The sequence below is a fragment of the Nocardioides sp. CPCC 206347 genome (assembly GCF_048654605.1).
Taxonomy (GTDB): domain Bacteria; phylum Actinomycetota; class Actinomycetes; order Propionibacteriales; family Nocardioidaceae; genus Nocardioides.
Map to the genome: position 1 here is coordinate 38,560 of NZ_JBMCYZ010000004.1, position 17,631 is coordinate 56,190.

General features: G+C 70.4%; 20 protein-coding genes. 11 read left to right on the top strand and 9 right to left on the bottom strand.

Annotation, left to right across the window (positions count from 1 at the left end):
• Positions 1–142: 142 nt before the first annotated feature.
• On the top strand, positions 143–826 hold the full coding sequence (locus ACOACQ_RS14460; RefSeq protein WP_378606727.1) for a GTP cyclohydrolase II: 684 nt from the start codon (positions 143–145) through the stop codon (positions 824–826).
• Positions 827–830: 4 nt separating this feature from the next.
• Entirely contained in the window at positions 831–1,301 is a 471-nt protein-coding gene (locus ACOACQ_RS14465; protein WP_378606724.1) for a MarR family winged helix-turn-helix transcriptional regulator, read from the top strand.
• 29 nt (positions 1,302–1,330) lie between these two features.
• Here the strand turns inward: ACOACQ_RS14465 and ACOACQ_RS14470 are convergent, their stop codons facing one another.
• A complete protein-coding gene (locus ACOACQ_RS14470; protein WP_420288596.1) occupies positions 1,331–1,975 on the bottom strand; it encodes a response regulator transcription factor in 645 nt (214 codons plus the stop codon).
• Complete coding sequence (locus ACOACQ_RS14475) at positions 1,963–3,963, bottom strand: sensor histidine kinase (RefSeq protein ID WP_420288597.1); 2,001 nt, start codon at positions 3,961–3,963, stop codon at positions 1,963–1,965. The genes ACOACQ_RS14470 and ACOACQ_RS14475 overlap by 13 nt, the downstream gene beginning before the upstream one ends.
• Before the next feature lie 132 nt (positions 3,964–4,095).
• On the opposite strand from ACOACQ_RS14475, the gene ACOACQ_RS14480 reads away from it, so the two are divergent.
• The 3 genes from ACOACQ_RS14480 to ACOACQ_RS14490 are packed head-to-tail and all read left to right on the top strand — an operon-like array spanning position 4,096 to position 6,037.
• The gene (locus ACOACQ_RS14480) at positions 4,096–4,749 is read left to right on the top strand and encodes a hypothetical protein (protein ID WP_378606716.1); all 654 of its coding nucleotides are present in this window, start codon (positions 4,096–4,098) and stop codon (positions 4,747–4,749) included.
• Positions 4,746–5,234: a hypothetical protein gene (locus ACOACQ_RS14485; RefSeq protein WP_420288598.1), complete on the top strand. Its 489-nt coding sequence runs from the start codon at positions 4,746–4,748 to the stop codon at positions 5,232–5,234. Before ACOACQ_RS14480 ends, ACOACQ_RS14485 begins: the two co-directional genes overlap by 4 nt.
• Entirely contained in the window at positions 5,231–6,037 is an 807-nt protein-coding gene (locus ACOACQ_RS14490) for a hypothetical protein (protein WP_420288599.1), read from the top strand. Before ACOACQ_RS14485 ends, ACOACQ_RS14490 begins: the two co-directional genes overlap by 4 nt.
• A 30-nt stretch (positions 6,038–6,067) precedes the next feature.
• Here ACOACQ_RS14490 and ACOACQ_RS14495 read toward each other — a convergent pair whose 3' ends face one another.
• The 3 genes from ACOACQ_RS14495 to ACOACQ_RS14505 form a co-directional block, all read right to left on the bottom strand.
• The gene (locus ACOACQ_RS14495) at positions 6,068–6,727 is read right to left on the bottom strand and encodes a hypothetical protein (protein ID WP_420288600.1); all 660 of its coding nucleotides are present in this window, start codon (positions 6,725–6,727) and stop codon (positions 6,068–6,070) included.
• Between the two features lie 109 nt (positions 6,728–6,836).
• A complete protein-coding gene (locus ACOACQ_RS14500) occupies positions 6,837–7,466 on the bottom strand; it encodes a CoA transferase subunit B (protein ID WP_420288601.1) in 630 nt (209 codons plus the stop codon).
• Positions 7,463–8,227: a CoA transferase subunit A gene (locus ACOACQ_RS14505; protein WP_378606698.1), complete on the bottom strand. Its 765-nt coding sequence runs from the start codon at positions 8,225–8,227 to the stop codon at positions 7,463–7,465. The genes ACOACQ_RS14500 and ACOACQ_RS14505 overlap by 4 nt, the downstream gene beginning before the upstream one ends.
• 102 nt (positions 8,228–8,329) lie before the next feature.
• On the opposite strand from ACOACQ_RS14505, the gene ACOACQ_RS14510 reads away from it, so the two are divergent.
• The 5 genes from ACOACQ_RS14510 (at position 8,330) to ACOACQ_RS14530 (ending at position 12,273) form a co-directional block, all read left to right on the top strand.
• Positions 8,330–9,139 carry an IclR family transcriptional regulator gene (locus ACOACQ_RS14510; RefSeq protein WP_378606695.1) on the top strand — a complete coding sequence of 270 codons (810 nt, stop codon included), beginning with the start codon at positions 8,330–8,332 and terminating at the stop codon, positions 9,137–9,139.
• Between the two features lie 52 nt (positions 9,140–9,191).
• Positions 9,192–9,605, top strand: coding sequence for a hypothetical protein (locus tag ACOACQ_RS14515; RefSeq protein ID WP_420288602.1), 414 nt, complete (start codon positions 9,192–9,194; stop codon positions 9,603–9,605).
• A complete protein-coding gene (locus tag ACOACQ_RS14520; protein WP_420288603.1) occupies positions 9,550–10,995 on the top strand; it encodes a hypothetical protein in 1,446 nt (481 codons plus the stop codon). The genes ACOACQ_RS14515 and ACOACQ_RS14520 overlap by 56 nt, the downstream gene beginning before the upstream one ends.
• A complete protein-coding gene (locus ACOACQ_RS14525) occupies positions 10,995–11,990 on the top strand; it encodes a hypothetical protein (protein ID WP_378606689.1) in 996 nt (331 codons plus the stop codon). Before ACOACQ_RS14520 ends, ACOACQ_RS14525 begins: the two co-directional genes overlap by 1 nt.
• A gap of 148 nt (positions 11,991–12,138) precedes the next feature.
• Positions 12,139–12,273 carry a hypothetical protein gene (locus tag ACOACQ_RS14530; protein WP_378606686.1) on the top strand — a complete coding sequence of 45 codons (135 nt, stop codon included), beginning with the start codon at positions 12,139–12,141 and terminating at the stop codon, positions 12,271–12,273.
• A 24-nt stretch (positions 12,274–12,297) separates the two neighbouring features.
• On the opposite strand, the gene ACOACQ_RS14535 is transcribed toward ACOACQ_RS14530, so the two are convergent.
• From ACOACQ_RS14535 to ACOACQ_RS14550, 4 genes are read right to left on the bottom strand one after another with little or no spacing between them, the layout of a single operon-like run.
• Positions 12,298–12,747, bottom strand: a complete 450-nt coding sequence (locus ACOACQ_RS14535; RefSeq protein WP_378606683.1) for a YbjN domain-containing protein — start codon at positions 12,745–12,747, stop codon at positions 12,298–12,300.
• Entirely contained in the window at positions 12,747–14,330 is a 1,584-nt protein-coding gene (locus tag ACOACQ_RS14540; protein WP_378606680.1) for a tetratricopeptide repeat protein, read from the bottom strand. Before ACOACQ_RS14540 ends, ACOACQ_RS14535 begins: the two co-directional genes overlap by 1 nt.
• Entirely contained in the window at positions 14,323–15,015 is a 693-nt protein-coding gene (locus ACOACQ_RS14545; protein ID WP_378606677.1) for a hypothetical protein, read from the bottom strand. Before ACOACQ_RS14545 ends, ACOACQ_RS14540 begins: the two co-directional genes overlap by 8 nt.
• The gene (locus ACOACQ_RS14550; protein WP_378606674.1) at positions 15,012–16,676 is read right to left on the bottom strand and encodes a peptidoglycan-binding domain-containing protein; all 1,665 of its coding nucleotides are present in this window, start codon (positions 16,674–16,676) and stop codon (positions 15,012–15,014) included. Before ACOACQ_RS14550 ends, ACOACQ_RS14545 begins: the two co-directional genes overlap by 4 nt.
• An 86-nt stretch (positions 16,677–16,762) precedes the next feature.
• Here ACOACQ_RS14550 and ACOACQ_RS14555 point away from each other — a divergent pair, with 86 nt between their 5' ends.
• Positions 16,763–17,626 carry an SDR family NAD(P)-dependent oxidoreductase gene (locus ACOACQ_RS14555; RefSeq protein WP_378606671.1) on the top strand — a complete coding sequence of 288 codons (864 nt, stop codon included), beginning with the start codon at positions 16,763–16,765 and terminating at the stop codon, positions 17,624–17,626.
• Positions 17,627–17,631 lie beyond the last annotated feature (5 nt).

Sequence of the window (17,631 nt, forward strand, 5' to 3'; positions counted from 1 at the left end):
TAGTGACGGGTCACGAAGCCCGACTAGGTGCCTTTTCGGATCAAGTTCGAGATCTCTTCGCCGCAGCAGGAATATTTGAAGTCTCAAGTGTCTTGGGTCCCATACCGCAACGCTTGAGACTTCAAATACCTAGGAGCGCCGAATGGCTGCCGAACTCCTGCACCTCAGCACCACCCCCACGCTGCCCGCCGCCACGGTCCGGACCCAGGTGACGGTGCCCCTGCGCTTCCCCGACGGCTACGCGACGACCGCTGCCGTCAGCACCTTCGCCGGCCTGGTCGACGGGAAGGAGCACCTGCTGCTGGGCCTCGGCGACTGGCAGGGCGCCCTGCGCCGCGCGGCGCTCGGCGGGCCCGCTCCCCTGGTCCGCCCGCACAGCGAGTGCCTGACGGGCGACGTGTTCGGCTCCGAGCGGTGCGACTGCGGCCCGCAGCTGCGGGAGTCGGTCGAGCGGATCACCGACGCGGGCGGGTTCCTGCTGTACCTGCGCCAGGAGGGTCGCGGCATCGGCCTCTACGCCAAGCTGGACGCCTACGCGCTGCAGGACTCCGGCCTCGACACCTACGAGGCGAACACCGCGCTGGGCCGCGACGAGGACGAGCGCGACTACACCGCCGCCGCCCAGATGCTCGTCGCGGTCGGGGCCGACCGGATCCGGCTGCTGAGCAACAACCCCGACAAGGCCGCCCAGCTCGAGGACCTGGGGATCTCCGTCGCCGAGCGGGTCGCGACCGGCGTTCACCTGACCGACGCCAACGCGCGCTACCTCACGGCGAAGCGGGACCACACCGCACACACCCTGGCGCTGCCAGAACTCCTAGGCTGAGGGCGTGCCCGCCGACGACGTACCCGAGCAGCCCTGGCTCACGGACGCGCAGATGGCGGCGTGGCTGCCCCTGCTCCGCACGCTGCTCCAGCTGCCCCACGAGCTGGACAAGCAGCTGAGGGAGACCGCCGGGATCAACCACGCCCACTACGGCATCCTCGCGTTCCTGTCGGCCCAGGACGACGGCACGCTCTCGATGAGCGACCTCGCCGGAGTGTCGGGCACCAGCCCCTCGCGGCTGTCCCATGCCGTGGCGAGCCTCGAGCAGCGCGGCTGGGTCGTCCGCAGCCAGTGCACCGACGACAAGCGCAAGCAGTTCGCCGCGCTGACCCCGGCCGGCCGCACCCTGCTGGAGCAGGTCGCTCCCGACCATGTCGCCACCGTGCGCCGCCTGGTGTTCGACCACCTCAGCGATGCTGACGTGGAGTCGTTGCGCAGGATCACCACGAAGATCGTGGGCGCGATCAACGACTGACGAGGGCAGGTGCGCCCTGGCTCCGGTGCTCAGCTCCGCAGCCACGCCAGGACCGCCAGCACCCGACGGTGCTCCTCGGTCGACGGATGGAGGTCGAGCTTCGTCATGATCCGCGCAATGTGGCTCTCGACGGTACGCAGGTCGATCACGAGCGCAGAAGCGATCGCCCCGTTCGACTTCCCCTGTGCCATCAGCTCGAGCACCGCGCGCTCGCGATCGCTGAGCTGGGCGAGCTGGTCGTACACCTTCTGCCCGCCCATGAGGTGGGAGACGACGGCCGGGTCGAGCACGGTGCCGCCCGCGACAAGGGTCCCGATCGCGTCGCGGAGCACGCCGACATCGACGACGCGATCCTTGAGGAGGTACCCGAACCGCTCGGGATGCGCTCGCGCAAGGTCGACGACGTACCGGCTCTCCAGCGACTGGGAGAGCAGCAGGATGGACAGGTCAGGATGCCGTCGTCGCAGCTCCACCGCCGCTCGTGCTCCCTCGTGGGTGAAGGTCGGAGGCATCCTGATGTCGACGATCGCCACCTCCGGGCGGTGTTCGTCGACCGCGGCGTGCAGCGCGTCGGCGTCGGCAACGGCTGCACAGACCTCGATCCCGGTCTCCACGAGGAGCCGGGTGAGTCCGTCGCGAAGGAGTCCGGAGTCATCCGCGATCACGACCCGCACGGGATCACCCCCGACACGACCGTCCCGCGAGCAGGAACGGAGTCGATCCTCAGCACTCCCCCGGCTGCCCCGACCCGGTCGCGCAGCCCGCGGAGGCCGGGTCCGTCCGGATTGGCGCCCCCGCGGCCGTCGTCGCGCACCTCGAAGGTCAGGGAGTCGCTGACGTGGCGCACGCAGACCCGGACCTCGGTCGCCTGGGCGTGCTTCTGGGCGTTGACCAACGCCTCTCCCAGGGCGAGCCAGGCGGTGAACTCGACCGAGGGATCCAGTCGCGCGACGTCCACGTCCAGGCGCACCGGAACGGTCGCGTGCGCACGAAGGTCGTCGAGCGCTGCCGGGAGCCCGCCATCGGCGAGCGCTGCGGGGTGGAGGCCGTTGGCCAGGGCCCGCAGGTCCCGGACCGCGGACTGTGCCTCGTGGGCGCCTGCCGCCAACGCACTGCTCATGCGTTCGGGGTCACCGCTGAGGTGCGCGGACTGCAGCTCGAAGGCGAGTGCGATCAGTTGCTGCTGCGCTCCGTCATGGAGGTCCCGCTCGATCCGGCGTCGCTCCTCCCGCTGCGCCTCGGCGAGGCGTCGTTGCGACCCCGCAAGCTCCACGAGACGCTCGGCGAGCTCGGCACGCAGCCGGGCGTTGTCGAGCTCGGTCGACGCGGCGGCAGCGCCCGCGGCGACGACGGCCCGGTCCACCGCGCCCGCTTCGAAGCCGACCCTCGCGATGACCCGACCGGCGCGCTCGACCTCGACCGCGTTCCGGGGCTCGGCTGCCGCCTCACCGGTGGAACGGACCCACGACCCGGCGTCGATCCCGGGGTAGCTGATCGACACGCTGGGGTCCGCGAACGCGCGACGCATGAGGTCGTCGAGGTCGAGGTCGGCGGACCCGATCTCGCCTGTGATCAGCCGGACCGCATCGTGGCGGCGCCGGTTGAACCGCCGGTCGATCGCGTCCTGCAGGCCACGGCGCAGGGGGGCTGCGAGCACGGCGACGGTCAGCGCTCCGATCGTGGCAGCGACCTCGGGCGTGGTCGACCAGCGTCCGGTTCCCCGGGCGCCGAGCCAGATGATCCCGGCGTAGGTGCCGACCAGGATCGCCGTGAGCAACGAGTAGCTGGTGGTCCGGGAGAGGACGCGCTCGACGTCGTACAGGTGGTAGCGGGTGATCGACAGGCCGGCTGCCACCGGGATCAGGATGATGAAGCCACCCGTGGACAGGACCATCAGCTCAGTCGCTTCGGCGCTCGCCGCGATGAAGGCACCCAGCACGCACACGGGGAGGACCGCGACCACCAGCGCCAGCCACATCAAGCGCTGCCGTTCGTCCCCCTCCGCCCGACGCCAGCGCAGGACCAGCGAGAACCCCGAGGCCACCAGCCCCACGGCCACCAGCAGGACGAGGACGTAGGCCACCCCGCTGGTCAACCAACCGAGGCCCGGGGCGCCGAGCGGGTTGTCGACCGACTGGTACGGGGCGTCGAGCTCGGTCCGGAACAGGGCGAGCGCGAACGCGGCCCCGCCGGCGCCGATGACGGCTCGCCCGACCACGCGCCAGCGCCGGTTCAGGTAGGTGCCAGTCGGCGTCAGCAGGAGGACGAGGGCGATGATGACGAACCACGCGATCCATGCAGAGTTGTCGATTGCCGCGATCACACCCGTGCCCGGCAGCGAGCCGGGGTGGACGATCGCGCCCCAGCCCACCCAGCTCGCCGCGAAAGCGGAGAACATGATGACGCTCGACAGGGCGAGGAAGAGCCAGCCGACGGGATGGCGGGGCTGTGCGCTGACGATCGCTGCGCCGACGAGGGAGGCGACGACCACACCGAGGATGAGCCCCACGCCCACGGCAGTCGTCTGCACGAGCTCGGGGTGGCCCTCGTCAGCGATGGCGTGGTCGGAGACCAGCGCCCCGACTCCGACGGCGAGCTGGGTGCCGAGCACAGCGGCGAGCGCGACACGTACGCGCTTGGTCTGGGCCCCGGCCGTCTCCACAGGACCAATGCTGTCACCGTACGGCGCCGTCCGGGGTCCGTGCTGGCACGGAATCCGGGCCCGTGACGCCACCACCGAGGACCCGGGAAGCCTCGGATGCGCCGAGATGGTCCCCGATCGCAGTCTGGATCCATGAACAGTCTCCACACCCTCCCTGAGGTCGGCCCCGGAGTTGCACCCGTCGCGGAACGGCGCATCTCCATCGGGCTGGCCGTCGTGTTCCTGGCCGGATTCGTCGCCATGATGGCGACCTCGACCGACCGTGAGCCGGATGCTGATCCGGCCAAGATCATCGCCTCCTACGAGACCACCCTCGGAGCCGTACGGATCGAGTCCTATGTCCTGATGGCGCTCTGCGCCGTGCTGGTGTTCCTGGGAACGTCGATCCGCTCGCGACTCTCGGCGGTGGGACATCGCTGGGCAGCCGACGCCGCACTCGTCGGGTTCGGCCTGATGGCCTTCACCTACGCGAGCTTCGGGGTCACGACGCTGGCCCTGCGCCACGCGGTCGACCTCGGCGACACCAGTGTCGTCTCTGCGGCCAACCTTGCTGACACGTCGAACTTCCTGCCGGCGATGGCGGCGATGGCGTGCATCTACATCGGCGTGGGCGTGAGCGCGCTCGGTTCAGGTGCGCTGCCGCGTTGGCTCAGCTGGGCCTCGATCGTGCTCGGCGTGCTCGCACCCCTGGGTCCCGGCGGATTCGCGCCGTTCGTGCTGCTGCCGGGCTGGCTGCTCCTGGTGGCCGTGCTGCTGCCTGGTGACGCCGACGCGAAGGGCCGGTGAGCACGATGACGAGGAAGCCGATGGCCGCAGCCGCGCTGCTGCTGGTCCTCACCGGATGCGGGGACGGCGGCGACGAGAAGGGCGATGACGCCCCGGAGCCGACCGGACCGACGTACGTCGAAACGGCGAACCGGCTGTGCGAGGAGCTGATCGACGACGTCGTACCGATCACCGGCGACTCCGCTCCCGTGCCCGACCGAGCGCGGTACGTGGCGAATCGAACCGCACTCGCCCCGGTCTACGAGGAGTTCGACGGCGAGCTCGACCAGATCGAGGTGCAGACCGACGCCGACAGGAAGGCGGACGAGGCGTTCGACGCCTATCGGGCGGCGATCGCGGCGTTGGACGAGGAGTGGGACACCAAGGTCGAGCAGCTGACCGAGGAGGAGTGGTCCCGTGCCTACGGCAAGGCCCTGGACGAGTTCTTCGGCTCGCCCGCGAGGCAGGGCCTGCTCGCGACGGGCATCGAGTGTCCGGCGCGATGAACCTCATCGACACCTCGGTCGAGGAGCTCAAGGAGCGCGAGCAGGTCGCCTTCCGCCGGTTCCTGACCGTCGTCACCGAGGCGCCGTCCGCGACCCCGGTCGCGGACGGCGCCTGGAACGCTGGTCAGGTCGCGGCCCACATCCTCACCGTCTTCCGGCGCTACAACCACCGGGACCTGACCTCTCCCGCAGGCCTGAGCGAGAACATGGCCGACCTGGATGCGCAGAACCAGGCGGAGCTCGACGCCGTCTCCGGCCTGACCCACGCAGAGGTCGTTGACGAGCTGACATCCGAACAGAAGCTGCTCGAGGACCTCGAGCTGGATCCGGCAACGACCTATCCGTTCCACTTCGGACAGACGATCGACGTCTTCGGCGGCTGGGGCAACGCCATCGGCGAGCTGCTCGTGCACGGGCACGACGTCGCGCGTGCGACAGGACGGCGGTGGCCGATCGCGCCGCGCGATGCGCTCCTGGTCATGAACGCCAACTTCCAGGTCGCCGCCGGCGCGGTGAGCCCGGAGGCCGCGCAGGACATGAGCGCGACCTTCGAGTTCCGGGTCCGGGGCGGGCGACCGCAGACCCTGGCGATTGAACGAGGCGATGTCGCCATGCTGCCCAGTTCCCTGGTGCCGGGGCGGCCCGACGTGGTGCTCGCCGGGCCGCCGGTGCCGTTCCTGCTGAACCTCTACGGTCGGCTCAGCACGCCGGGGGCCGCCCTGCGTGGCGTCGGCATCCGAGGTGGCCGTCGACCCTGGCTCGGCCTGCGGCTCGCCAGGGTCTTCGAGACGCCGATCGGTTAGTGCACCGACGCCGGACCGGAGGAACCAGGATCAGGAGGTGGGAATCAGGTAGCCGGAGACGTAGACGAATCCGCCCCCGTCGCCGGTCACTGCACCACCGGCCGGAAGCTGACGCTCCAAGGTGATGGAGTAGTACGAACCGGGGGCGGCGAAGTCCAGGACCCGTGTCGCACCGGCGTAGAACGCATTCCCGTTCCCGACGCCCTGGAGCTCAACCGGGACAGGGAATCCGAGTGCACCAGTGCTGGCGTTCGCGCTCAGCAGCGGAGTCTGGCCCGAGGGCACGTTGACTCTCGCCGAGATGAACTCGACCACCAGCCGCTTTCCAGCGGGCACCTGGAAGCTCCCGCTGTCGGTGGTCGCGCCAGCATCGGTGAGGTCAACCCTGATCTCGAACGGCTCCCGATCGTCAGCGACGGAAACGCTCCCGCTCACACCGACATCGCCCGTCACGGGCACCGGCTTCGCGCTGGTGTTGCTGACGGCCACCGACCCTGCGACCGGGACCGGGTGCGCCGCGTCGTTGGAGACGAACACATTGAGGAGGGCGCCCGCGGCATGGGCGCCGGGGCCGCCGAACAACACACCGCCCAGGAGGAGGGCGAGTGCCAGTGCCAGGATCGCCCGACCTCGACGGCGCACCAGTGCGACGGTCGATCCGATCCCCCGAATTTCAGTGAAGGGTTTCATGCGGTTCTCCAGGTGAGCTGTGACGGCCTCGAAGGCCGTTCCCTCCCCGCACCGATCACGCTAACTCCGGTTCGCCGTACCCGGCATGGCCCGTTCGGACCAGATGTGCTCAGACGCTGATCGAAGGCTCCGTCTTCTCGCGGACCTCTTCCTCGGTGACGCCGGGGGCGAGCTCGACGAGCTTCAGCCCCTCGGGGGTCACGTCGAGGACACAGAGGTCCGTGATGATCCGCTCGACGACGCCGCGACCGGTGTACGGCAGCGAGCACTCGTCGACGATCTTGTAGGAGCCGTCGCGGGCGACGTGCTCCATCAGCACGATCACGCGCTTGGCGCCGTGGACCAGGTCCATCGCGCCGCCCATGCCCTTGACCATCTTGCCGGGGATCATCCAGTTGGCGATGTCGCCCGCGGCCGAGACCTGCATGGCGCCGAGGATGGCGGCGTCGACCTTGCCGCCGCGGATCATGCCGAAGCTGGCGGCGGAGTCGAAGAACGACGCACCGCGGCGGACCGTGACCGTCTCCTTGCCTGCGTTGATCAGGTCCGCGTCCTCTTCGCCTGCGAGCGGGTACGCCCCGACACCGAGGATGCCGTTCTCGCTCTGCAGGACCAGCTCGACGTCGTCGGCGACATAGTTGGGGACCAGCGTCGGCAGGCCGATGCCGAGGTTCACGTAGGACCCGTCGGTCAGCTCCGAGGCCGCCCGGGCGGCCATCTCCTCGCGCGTCCAGCTCATCGAACGGTCCTCTTCTCGATCCGCTTGTCGGCTGCCTCGTCGGCGGTCAGCTCGACCACCCGGTGCACGAAGACGCCCGGTGTGTGGACGTGGTTGGGATCGAGCTCGCCCGGCTCGACGAGCTCCTCGACCTCCGCGACGGTGATCCGGCCGCACATCGCGGCGAGCGGGTTGAAGTTGCGCGCCGAGTCGCGGAAGACGAGGTTGCCGTGGCGATCGCCCTTCCACGCACGGACCAGTCCGAAGTCGGCGATGATCGCGTGCTCGAGGAGGTACTCGCGCGGACCGTCGGCCGTCTCGAAGACCTGCGTCTGCTTGGCCGGCGAGGAGACGACGACATTGCCCGCGTCGTCGTACCGCCAGGGCAGGCCGCCGTCAGCGACCTGGGTGCCGACGCCGGTCGGGGTGAAGAACGCCGGGATGCCGGAGCCGCCCGCGCGCATCCGCTCGGCCAGCGTGCCCTGCGGGGTCAGCTCGACCTCGAGCTCCCCGGAGAGGTACTGCCGTGCGAACTCCTTGTTCTCGCCGACGTACGACGACACCATCCGCCGGATCCGCCGCTTCTCCAGCAGCAGGCCCAGGCCCCAGTCGTCGACGCCGCAGTTGTTGGAGACCACTTCGAGGTCGGCCGTGCCGGCCTCGAGCAGGGCGCGAATCAGCACCGAAGGGATCCCGCAGAGCCCGAATCCACCGACCGCCAGCGTGGCGCCGTCGGGGATGTCCGCGATCGCCTCGGCCGCGGTTGCCACCACCTTGTCCATGCTCCGATCCAAGAGTGCTGGCCGTTCCCCGTCAACGGCTGACCGGTGGACCGACGGGAATCACCCGCTCAGTGAGACCAGAGATGGGCTAGCGTTCATTGAGTGGACACCCCGTCGGATGTGGTCGGACGCACCGGAGCGGTGCTGCGCGCGGTGTCCGTCGCGGAGCCGGCCGGCGCGACCACCTCGGCGGTCGCCCGCCGCACCGGCCTGGCCCGACCCACGGTGCACCGGCTGCTCGCCTCCCTGCTCAGCGAGGGGCTCGTCGATCGCGACCCTGCCGGCCGCTGGCTGCTCGGCCCCGAGCTCTACCTGCTGGGCACCACCGCCGCGCCGCGGTACGACGTCACCGCACTGGCCCAGCCCGTCGTACGACAACTGGCCCTGGCCACCGGCGAGAGCGCGTTCTTCTCGGCCCGGCGCGGCAACGAGACCGTGTGCCTGCTGCGCGAGGACGGCAGCTTCCCGATCCGCTCGCACGTCCTCCACGAAGGCATCCGGTTCCCGCTCGGTGTGGGCACCGCCGGGCTGGCGATCCTCGCCTACCTCGGCGACAACGAGATCGAGGAGTACCTCGCGCGCGCCGACCTCACGACGTCGTACGGCGAACAGCACGGCCGCGACGCGGTGCGCGAGCGGGTGGCCACGACCCGCACGCAGGGGTACGCGATCAACCCGGGCCTGATCGTGGAAGGCAGCTGGGGCATGGGCGCAGCCGTCTTCGACGCCGAGGAGCAGCCCCGCTGGGCGCTGAGCCTGACCGGGATCGAGCAGCGGTTCGGCACGGACCGGCGTGGCGAGCTCGGCGAGCTCCTCCTGCGCGCGGCCCATCAGCTCACCCGGACGCTGAGGCCTCGTTCACCCGGGCCCGTCGCCCCTCCTCAGCGTTTCAACGACCCACCCTCCGGGTAACCATCCACGGCCCGCCGCACACTGACGACTCCCTACCCGGACAAGGACCGCCATGGCCGGACCCAAGGTCTTCTACGACAAGCTGATGGCGGGATCCCCCGCCACGGTGACTGCCCTGGAGACGAACGTCAGCACGGCGATGACCCACGTCCACGGTGCAGTGGAAGACATCCACCTGGCCGAGGGACGACCCGTCTGGGACAGCCCCGATGCGCGGACGCTCTACAACATGCGAGCCTGGGCAACGCGGGCCGTCGCCCAGGTCTCCTCGATGCGACTCAACCGCACCGAACTGTGCCTGCGGATGGCCGCAGACAACTACCGCGAGATCCGCCTTGATGCCGAGGACCTGTGGGCACAGTGGCGGACGCTCCGCCAGCCGCCCGTCACCCACCCGAACTTTCCCCCAGATGCAGGCAGCCTGGACCCAGGCCTTCATCTACCTGGTCAGCCGCCACGACAATGAACTCGACCAGGCGCTGCAGTTCCTCTCCGCCAAGGCCCCGGACGAGGAGTGGTTCATCACCGGTCTCGTACGGGCGATGCGGTTCGACCTGGGGACGGGCAACGATCTCGGGCCGCTGATCCCGGGGACCGCACTGACGGGCGACGACACCGGCCTGACCCCGCAGGGCCTCGGCTACGACCCAGCGACCGGAAACCTCGTCCAGACCAGCTACGCCGACGGCCGATCGGTGCTGACGATCATCGATCCCGACACCGGGACGGTGATCAACACCGTGGACCTCGGTCCGGCCGGCAGTGACGCCCCCGGACATGCCGGCGGAGTCCAGGTGGACGGGGACTCGGTGTGGGTCAGTGGCGGCGGCCAGATGTTCCGCTACTCCCTGGCCGACATCACCGCGACGACGCCGGGAGGCACCGTTCCGGTACAGGGCACAGCGGCCCACCCCGATGGCGTCGTCGACGTCGAGGCGTCGTCGTTCAGCACGATCCACGACGGGGTGATGTACGTCGGCCGGTGGGAGGCCAATCACTACCGCCCGGGCGAGCTCTACAGCTACGCACTGGACGAGAGCAGCGGCAGGTGGGAGAGGTCCGGTGGCCCCTGGAGCATCCCCGGCGAGACGCAGGGCATCAGCATCCGCGACGACCGGATCTACTTCTCCATCTCCGAAGGGCGCCACTTCGACAGCACGCTGCGTTCCTACGACTTCAACCACCTGCAGGAGACGGGAAAACTGGGCAGCCCGCTCGGCGAGGAACGACTGCCTCCGATGTCCGAGGGCATCGTGGCCCTGCCGGACGGTGTCCACACCACCTACGAGTCCGGCTCGTCGTCGTACTCCTCACCAACCGAGGTGAAGGGCGCCCATCCGTATGGCGGCGTCGGTTCCCTGTGGCCCGGCTTGAACATGACGGTCACGCCGTACGGCGAGCTCGGCGGTGACGAGATCGCGCTCGAACCACCCACCCTCGACGAGGCCGGCCGGCTCTTCGGCCAGGCCGAGACTGCCCTCGACACGTGCGACCGGGAGATCGCAAGGCTGCACCTCCCGGCGACCTCGCTGGGCGACGTGGAGAATGCCGGAGTGTTCGCTCGCGCGGTCAACGACCACCTCTCCACCACCTCTCGCTGGCTCGACGAGGGCCGGGTGTCCGCAGCAACCACGCGGGCCGGGTTGATCGAGACCGCGCGCGACTACGAGGAGACCGACAACGGAGCCGCCATCGCCGCCACGCGATTGGCCGAGCGTCTCCAGGCCGGCTACGCGAACACCACCGAGAAGGTCAACGAGCACTACCAGCGCGGCAGGGACGCGGTCGAAGGAGCCGTCGACGAAGGCGTGGAGCGCGGCCGGGACTTGATCGAGAAGCTGCCGGGGCTCGGCTGATGACGCGTCCCGTGCAGGGTTCGCGCGTCCCCGTCGGCGCGACCACCCTTCTGCTCTCGATCCTGGTGACCGGGCTGCTCGCCGCCTGCGAGGAGGACACACCCGAACGACCGGCAGGCGACTGGCCCGCCGCTGAGACGCTGGTCGCACGGGACGGGCTGGTGTGGTCAGCCGCGAACGTCGTCCATCTCGGCGATGGCAGCACCGTCGACGTCGGTGAGCCGATCCGTGCGTTCGTGGTCGCCGGCGACGGGATCTTCTACCTCGGCGTCGGTCCAGGAGGTCACGGATGGACCGACCTTCGCTACGCCCCCGCCGACGGCGGAGACGTGGTGAAGACCGGCGCCCGTCCCGAGCCGGAGTCGATCACCGTGTCGCCCGATGGTCGGCATCTCGGATTCGTCGATCGCGCCGACGTCCCCGCGGCCACCGTCGTCGTCGACCTGACGACCGGCACGGAGGTCGTCTCGTCCAACGACGGGCTGACCGACTCCGAGGACCTCGAGGCCGCGTACGACGAGGTCGAACCGGCGGTGCTGGCGATCGACGACGACTCCGCGTGGGTGAAGACCCTCGACGGCGTCCTCGAGTTCGATCTCGGCTCGGGCGAGAGCACGGCGTCGAACCGGAGCGCCGACGACGTACGACCGGCCCGACCCGACGTCCGGACGGTGCCCAACCCTGCGGGCACCTGGACCATCGACAACCAGTCGCCGGGCGGCCCGCACCTGGTGGCCGGGAACGGCCGGGAGGTTCGGGCGGTCCTCACCGAGGACGACCTCAGCGGCCCGTTGACCGCCGATCCGTCGACTCCTTGGGACGACAGCACGTTCTGGGCCCTCACCCGGTGGCTCGATGACGACACCGCGGTCGCGATCGTGGCCTACGGCGAGTCGCTCATCCTCGTTGCGTGCCCGGTCAGTACCGGCGACTGCGCGCCCCTGCCGGGCGGTGGCCCGGACGCCCACTGGCCGCTCGATCTCCCCGCCCCCTGATCCCGCGGTGACCCTCCACGGCGTTCTACGTACGTGGTGGAAATACGTATCCAACTGAGTGGGATTACGGGTGTGCGGCGGTGTCGAGAGGCGCACCATCGAAGTGTGCTCATCACGGAGCACCCTCCACGCGGAAAGGAGGCCTGTCATGACCTGGCACACCTCAACGACGACGAAGTCCGAGCTGCACGCGCTGCTCGCCCAGATCCGGCACCAGGGCGGAACCGTGGCGAGCTGCCACCGGTGCACGGCCGGCCTCGAGATCACCTGGTTCACCCTCTGACCGCTGTCCCGGCCGGACCGTGCGTCAGAGCGCAAGCCGCCCGAACGCGTCGGCCGGCTCGGCGCCGGAGGACACCTCCGCGAGCTCGGTCAGGCAGCGGTCGACCGTGAGCACGTTGCCGTAGACCAGGCCCCGCAACAGCGCCTGTGTCGGCTCCGCCCCGTGCGAGAGGAAGAGCATCGTGCGGAACAGGACGACGCCGCTCTCCAGGTCCACCTGGAACGCGCCGGTCAGCAGCTGCCAGTTGGTGCGTACGACGATCTCCGTCATGGCACCACGGCGGTCGGCGGGCACGGTGAACGGCAGCACCGACTCGAAGGCCAGCTGGCCGAACGGGTCATAGGGCCGGGCCCGGCAGTCCCACTCGCCGTCGGTGCCGACGAAGTGGGTGTCGATGCAGGGCAGCGCGTCGTACGTCCCGGGCTCGACCGGCCAACCGTCCTCGATCAGGAACCGCAGGGTCTGCTCGAACATCAGGCGGGCTCCATCTCGTCGACCAGGACGGCCCGCAGGGCCCGAGCCTGGGAGAAGCCGGGCTCGATCTCGAGGGCCCGGTCGGCCCACCGTCGCGCCACCTCGAGGTCGCGCAGGCCCCGACGAGCCACGCCCATGGCGAAGGCGGCGGGAGCGCTGTCCGGGTGCTCCTTGACCGACAGCTCCAGGAAGTCGGCCGCACGGGCGAAGCGATCCATCGCCGAGAACGCCAGCCCCAGGCACAGGGCCAGGTCGGTCGGCTCCCCGGTGGGGAACCAGTTGTCCCACACCCGCAGCAGGACCCGCTCGACCTCGTCACGGCCCTGGTCGGGCACCCCCGGCAGCGTCTCCAGCAACCGGGGCAGCAGCTCGACCAGGAGGACGGGGTCGAAGTGGGTCAGCCGCAGGCACGCCAGCATCGACTCGACGGACTCGCTCCCGCCCAGCAGCGGACGGACCAGGAAGAAGTTGTCGGGGCCGGTGTCGACCAGGTGGTCCTGCATCGCAGCGGTGAGGCCGGCGGGATCAGCGACTTCTCCGCGCACGAACGCGGCGACGACCAGGCTGCGGGCGGGGTCGCGCGGCAGCACGGCCACGCCTCCGAGCCGCCGGGTGTGCCGGGCGATCAGGTCGAAGTTGACCATCAGCGAGAAGCCGGAGCCGTGCGGGACGACGGACGGCTCGACCTGCGAACACAGGTCGAGCGGGCTCACGTGGCCCTTGTCAGCGACGAGCGCACAGGTGGGTGCGTCCGTGAGGCCCTCGAACAGGTCGAGACAGGCCAGCGCGCCGGTCGGCACCAGGACGGCGGTGTCGTCGAGGGTGTCGCGGTAGGTCTCCAGGATCGGGGCGACGTCCTCGGGAAGCTCGCCGCAAGGAACCACGTCCCACACGATGTCGGCGGACCGGAGATCGGCAGGCACCTCGGCGGTGGCCTCGTACAGCTCGCCTCCGCGGACGACGTAGGCATCCGCGCGCAGCGTGTCGAAGACGTAGTTGGCGATCCCGATGACCGGGCCCTGCAGGCTGCCCGGCCCGAGGGACCGGCCGGAGACGACCATCTCCGTGGGGTGCAGGTCGTCGGCGTCGAGGACGGCGAAGTCGAGGAGTCCCTCCTCGACCAGGGGCCGGTACGACGGGTGCGCGGCCCACGCTGCAACGCGCTGCGCCGCGAAGTCGGTCAGCACGTAGGTGAACGGGCGGTCGGGGGCCAGCGCGCGGAGGTGGCGCACGAACAGGTAGCCGAAGCGTCCCGACCCACCACCGATCTCGACGATGTGGGGCCGCTTCGCCGGATCGTCGTCTCCCTCGGAACGCGGCACCGAGCGCAGGAACTCCAGCGCGAGCCGCGCGTAGGTGTGGGCGATCGTCGGGTTGCCGGTGATGTGGTGCGGGACCATGCCCGAGCCCCACAGCCCCTCCGCGCCCTGGTCGTAGAACTCGCGCTGCCGCTGCCACAGGGGGGCGCGCGAGAGGCGGTCGGCGGGTGCCCGGAGGTCGTCGTCCGTGGCGGGGTCGGTACTGGCGCCGAGCACCGACGCGATCGTCTTCCCGGGGCGGCGGGCGGCGCGCTGCTCACTCATCGTCGCCGTCCATCCACGCCAGTTCCGCCGGACGCGCAGCGCCGTCACCCTCGAAGTCGACCGAGGCGCCGTCGACCTTGACCGTGCGGAACCCACCAGCGATCGGCTCACCGATCTCCAGGCCGTCGATCGATTGCGTCCAGCCCGGCTCGACCGGCCCCTCGATCGAGACGCCGAGGCCGACCGTCGACTGATCGGCGATCGCGCTGTCGGCGTCGAAGTTCGAGGTGCGGACGCTCACGTCGACCAGTCGTACGACGATGGCCTGGTCGCCGACGTGGCGCAGGGACGCCGTCGCGGGGCTGCCGGTGGAGACGTCGAGCTCGAGCGCCGCCACCGGGTGGTCGAGGAGATCGGTGTGGAGGTCGCGGAGCAGCCTGACCAGCGTGGCCGCCGGCTCGGGCGGCTCGACGCCGGCGCCGAGGCTCAGCCCGAATCCTTCGGCGTTGACCTGCTCGGTGGCGCCGCCACCCGACGCCCCCTCGGGCGCAGCGCCCGGCGGTGCCCCTGCGGCCGCGGCCAGCGCCGCGACGAGGGCATCGCGCTCACCGTCGTCGAGGGTCCGCCCGAAGCGCCCGACCCGCTGGCCCGAGCTCTGCCAGCCGACCACGGCTCCCTGCTCATCGACCTTCAGCCCGGCGGAACGGGGCGGTCGCCCGGGCGCCGTACGGGTGAACAGGATCACCGTCGCTCTGCCTTCCACTTGTCGGCCTTGCCGGACTGCAGGGTCCATTCCCGGGCGAGGATGTTGATGAAGGGCTGGACGTGGCGCGGCTCGATCGGGTGCTCGTGTGCCGGAGCGCCCTTGCCGCCGCCACCTCGTGCGGGGGTGGTGGTCATGCTGCCCATCAAGCTGTTGTTGGAGTAGAGGAACGGCGTGACCGACGCCGACAGGTTGCCCTGGAATCCCGGGACGCCCTTCGCGAGGAAGGCAGCCTGGATGTCGGCGTACACCGATGCGCCACCGTTGGCCTGGGCGTACTTCTGCGCGACGAACCGGGAGAAGCCACCCTGCTGCCCGTTGAGGGACGCCACCACGGCAGCCAGCCGGGCGCCCCACCGCTTGTCGTTCCGGGCCTCGATCGGCGCGGTGAGCGTGTCGTCGAGAGGCAGCTTGGCCTTGATGTCGGCGGCCATCTTGGTGGCATCCGCCTCGAGCCCGGCGGGAGTACCGACCCCGGGCTCCTCACCGGTCACCTGCCGGTAGTGCTCCTCGGTGCGGTTGTACTCGTCGGCGAGGCCGATCAGGTGCCCGAACTCGTGCGGGGCCATCGACCGGCGATCGTCGATCGTGTACCAGGTGCCCGAGTCGGAACGGCTCTCCAGCCGCTCGGCACGGGTCTTGGCCTTCGGGTCGAAGCGGTAGACGTCGACGTCGTGGCCGGCACCCCGCTTGGCCTCGAAGTTGATGTTCATCTTCTTCTTCTTCGGGTCGTCCTGGTTGACGGCAGCGAAGGTGCTCCAGATCTCCTTGATGTCGCTCAACCACTGGCTGATCCGGCCGTCGACGCCCGACTGCTTCTTGTGGAACGCGATGCCGAGCGAGATGTTGAGCGCGGTCTTCGTCAGCTTCCAGTCGTACGACGCCGTGGTGCCGACGTTCTTGACCCCCTCCACCTCCTCATGCCAGTCGAACTCGACATGCCCCTGGGTCGCGGCGCCGGCGGTCTCGAGCTTGGCCCAGGTGGTCGGGTCGGCGATCCCGGTGGCGGGCAGGGGCACCGACGACTGGAACAGCTTGAGCCCGGCGTCCGTGCGCGGCCCGAACTTGCCGTCGACCGTGAGCGCCTTGCCGGCCTTGCCGCTGTTGTTGAGCCGCTCCTGCAGCTCCTTGACGGCGACGCCCTTCGACTTGAGCTGCAGCTGGGCGTGCGTCCCGCCGGCCGGGTTGTCGAGGTCGGCCTGGCTCTGGCCCGGCCCGATCACGACCGTGTCGTTGGCGCTGACGTTGACCGACGGGGCGCGGGCCTTGAGCTGGGCGTGGGTGACGCCCTCGACCACGCCGTCCTCGGTGACGCCCTTGACCCCCTCGGCGATCAGCCGCTTCTGGAACGCCTTGGCCGCGGTGGTGGTCTGGGGGTCGAAGCGCCCGGTGATCGCCAGTCGGGGAGAAGCCCCGACGCCGTTGAGCTGCTGCTGGATGATGCCGACCTCGGTGCTCGGCCCGTCGCCCTCCCGGGCACGCTGCACGGTCACGGCCTGGACGAACTGGGCCACCACGCGGTTGCCGACCTGGCGCTGCAGCTGCGCCATGGGGTTCAACGGCGCGGGCTGGCGCTGCCCGAGGCCCTCGTCCTGATCGGGCACGCGGGCAGGAGGCTTTCGACGGCGCACCCGCTCGGCCATGCGGCCACGATAGGTCGGGACGGTCGGCTCGCGCACCGGCACACGGCCAACCGTGCCCGAACGGGCACGAGCACTAGCATCGCGGCGTGACGTCCCCCCGAACATCGCCCGCCGCCGCCCGACGGGCTGTGGTGACCGGCGCCGGACCCGGCTCGATCGGAGCGGCCGTCGCCGACCGGCTGGCTGCTTCCGGTTTCGACGTCACGGTCACGACCCGCACCCAGCCCGTGGCCGATCACCGTTGGCACGCGCTCGATCTCGCCGACCGCGGGTCGGTCGCCACCTTCGCCCGGTGGTACGACGACCAGGCCGCCGACCTCGACCTGCTGGTCAACTGCGCGGGCATCCACCTCGACCTCGGGTCGCGCTGGAACGAGCCGCAGCTGCTCGACGACCACGAGATCCACTGGCGGACCAACTACCTCGGCACCGTCGATCTCACCCGCGCCTTGCTCCCCCGGCTCCTGGCCGCGACCGATGCGCGCGGCACGGCCGTCGTACTCCATGTCGTGTCGAAGCTGCACGAACGCGGGGTGGCGGCCGCCCTGGTCGGCGAAGAGTGGGACTACGACTCGTGGGTCGCCTACGGGAGCTCGAAGCTGGCGCTGGTCCACGACGCGGCGGCGCTGGCCGACGAGCACGGCAGCCGGGGCCTGCGCGCGATCGCGGTCCACCCGGGCGCGGTGTCGACCAACATCGCCGACCGCGGCCTCGAGACGCGGCCCGTGCTGCGGCGCCTGCGCAACCTCGCCCGTCCCCTCGAACGCCGCACCCTGATGCGACCCGCCGAGTCCGCCGAGCACCTCGTCCGGCTGGCCACCGACCCGGCCATCACGTCCGGGTACTTCCACAAGTCCCGCCCCGCCGACCCGGCGCCGCTGGCCGGCGACCTCGACCTGCGCGCGCAGCTGCAGGCAGCGACCGACGATTGGCTCACCTCCGCGCGCTAGCGTTC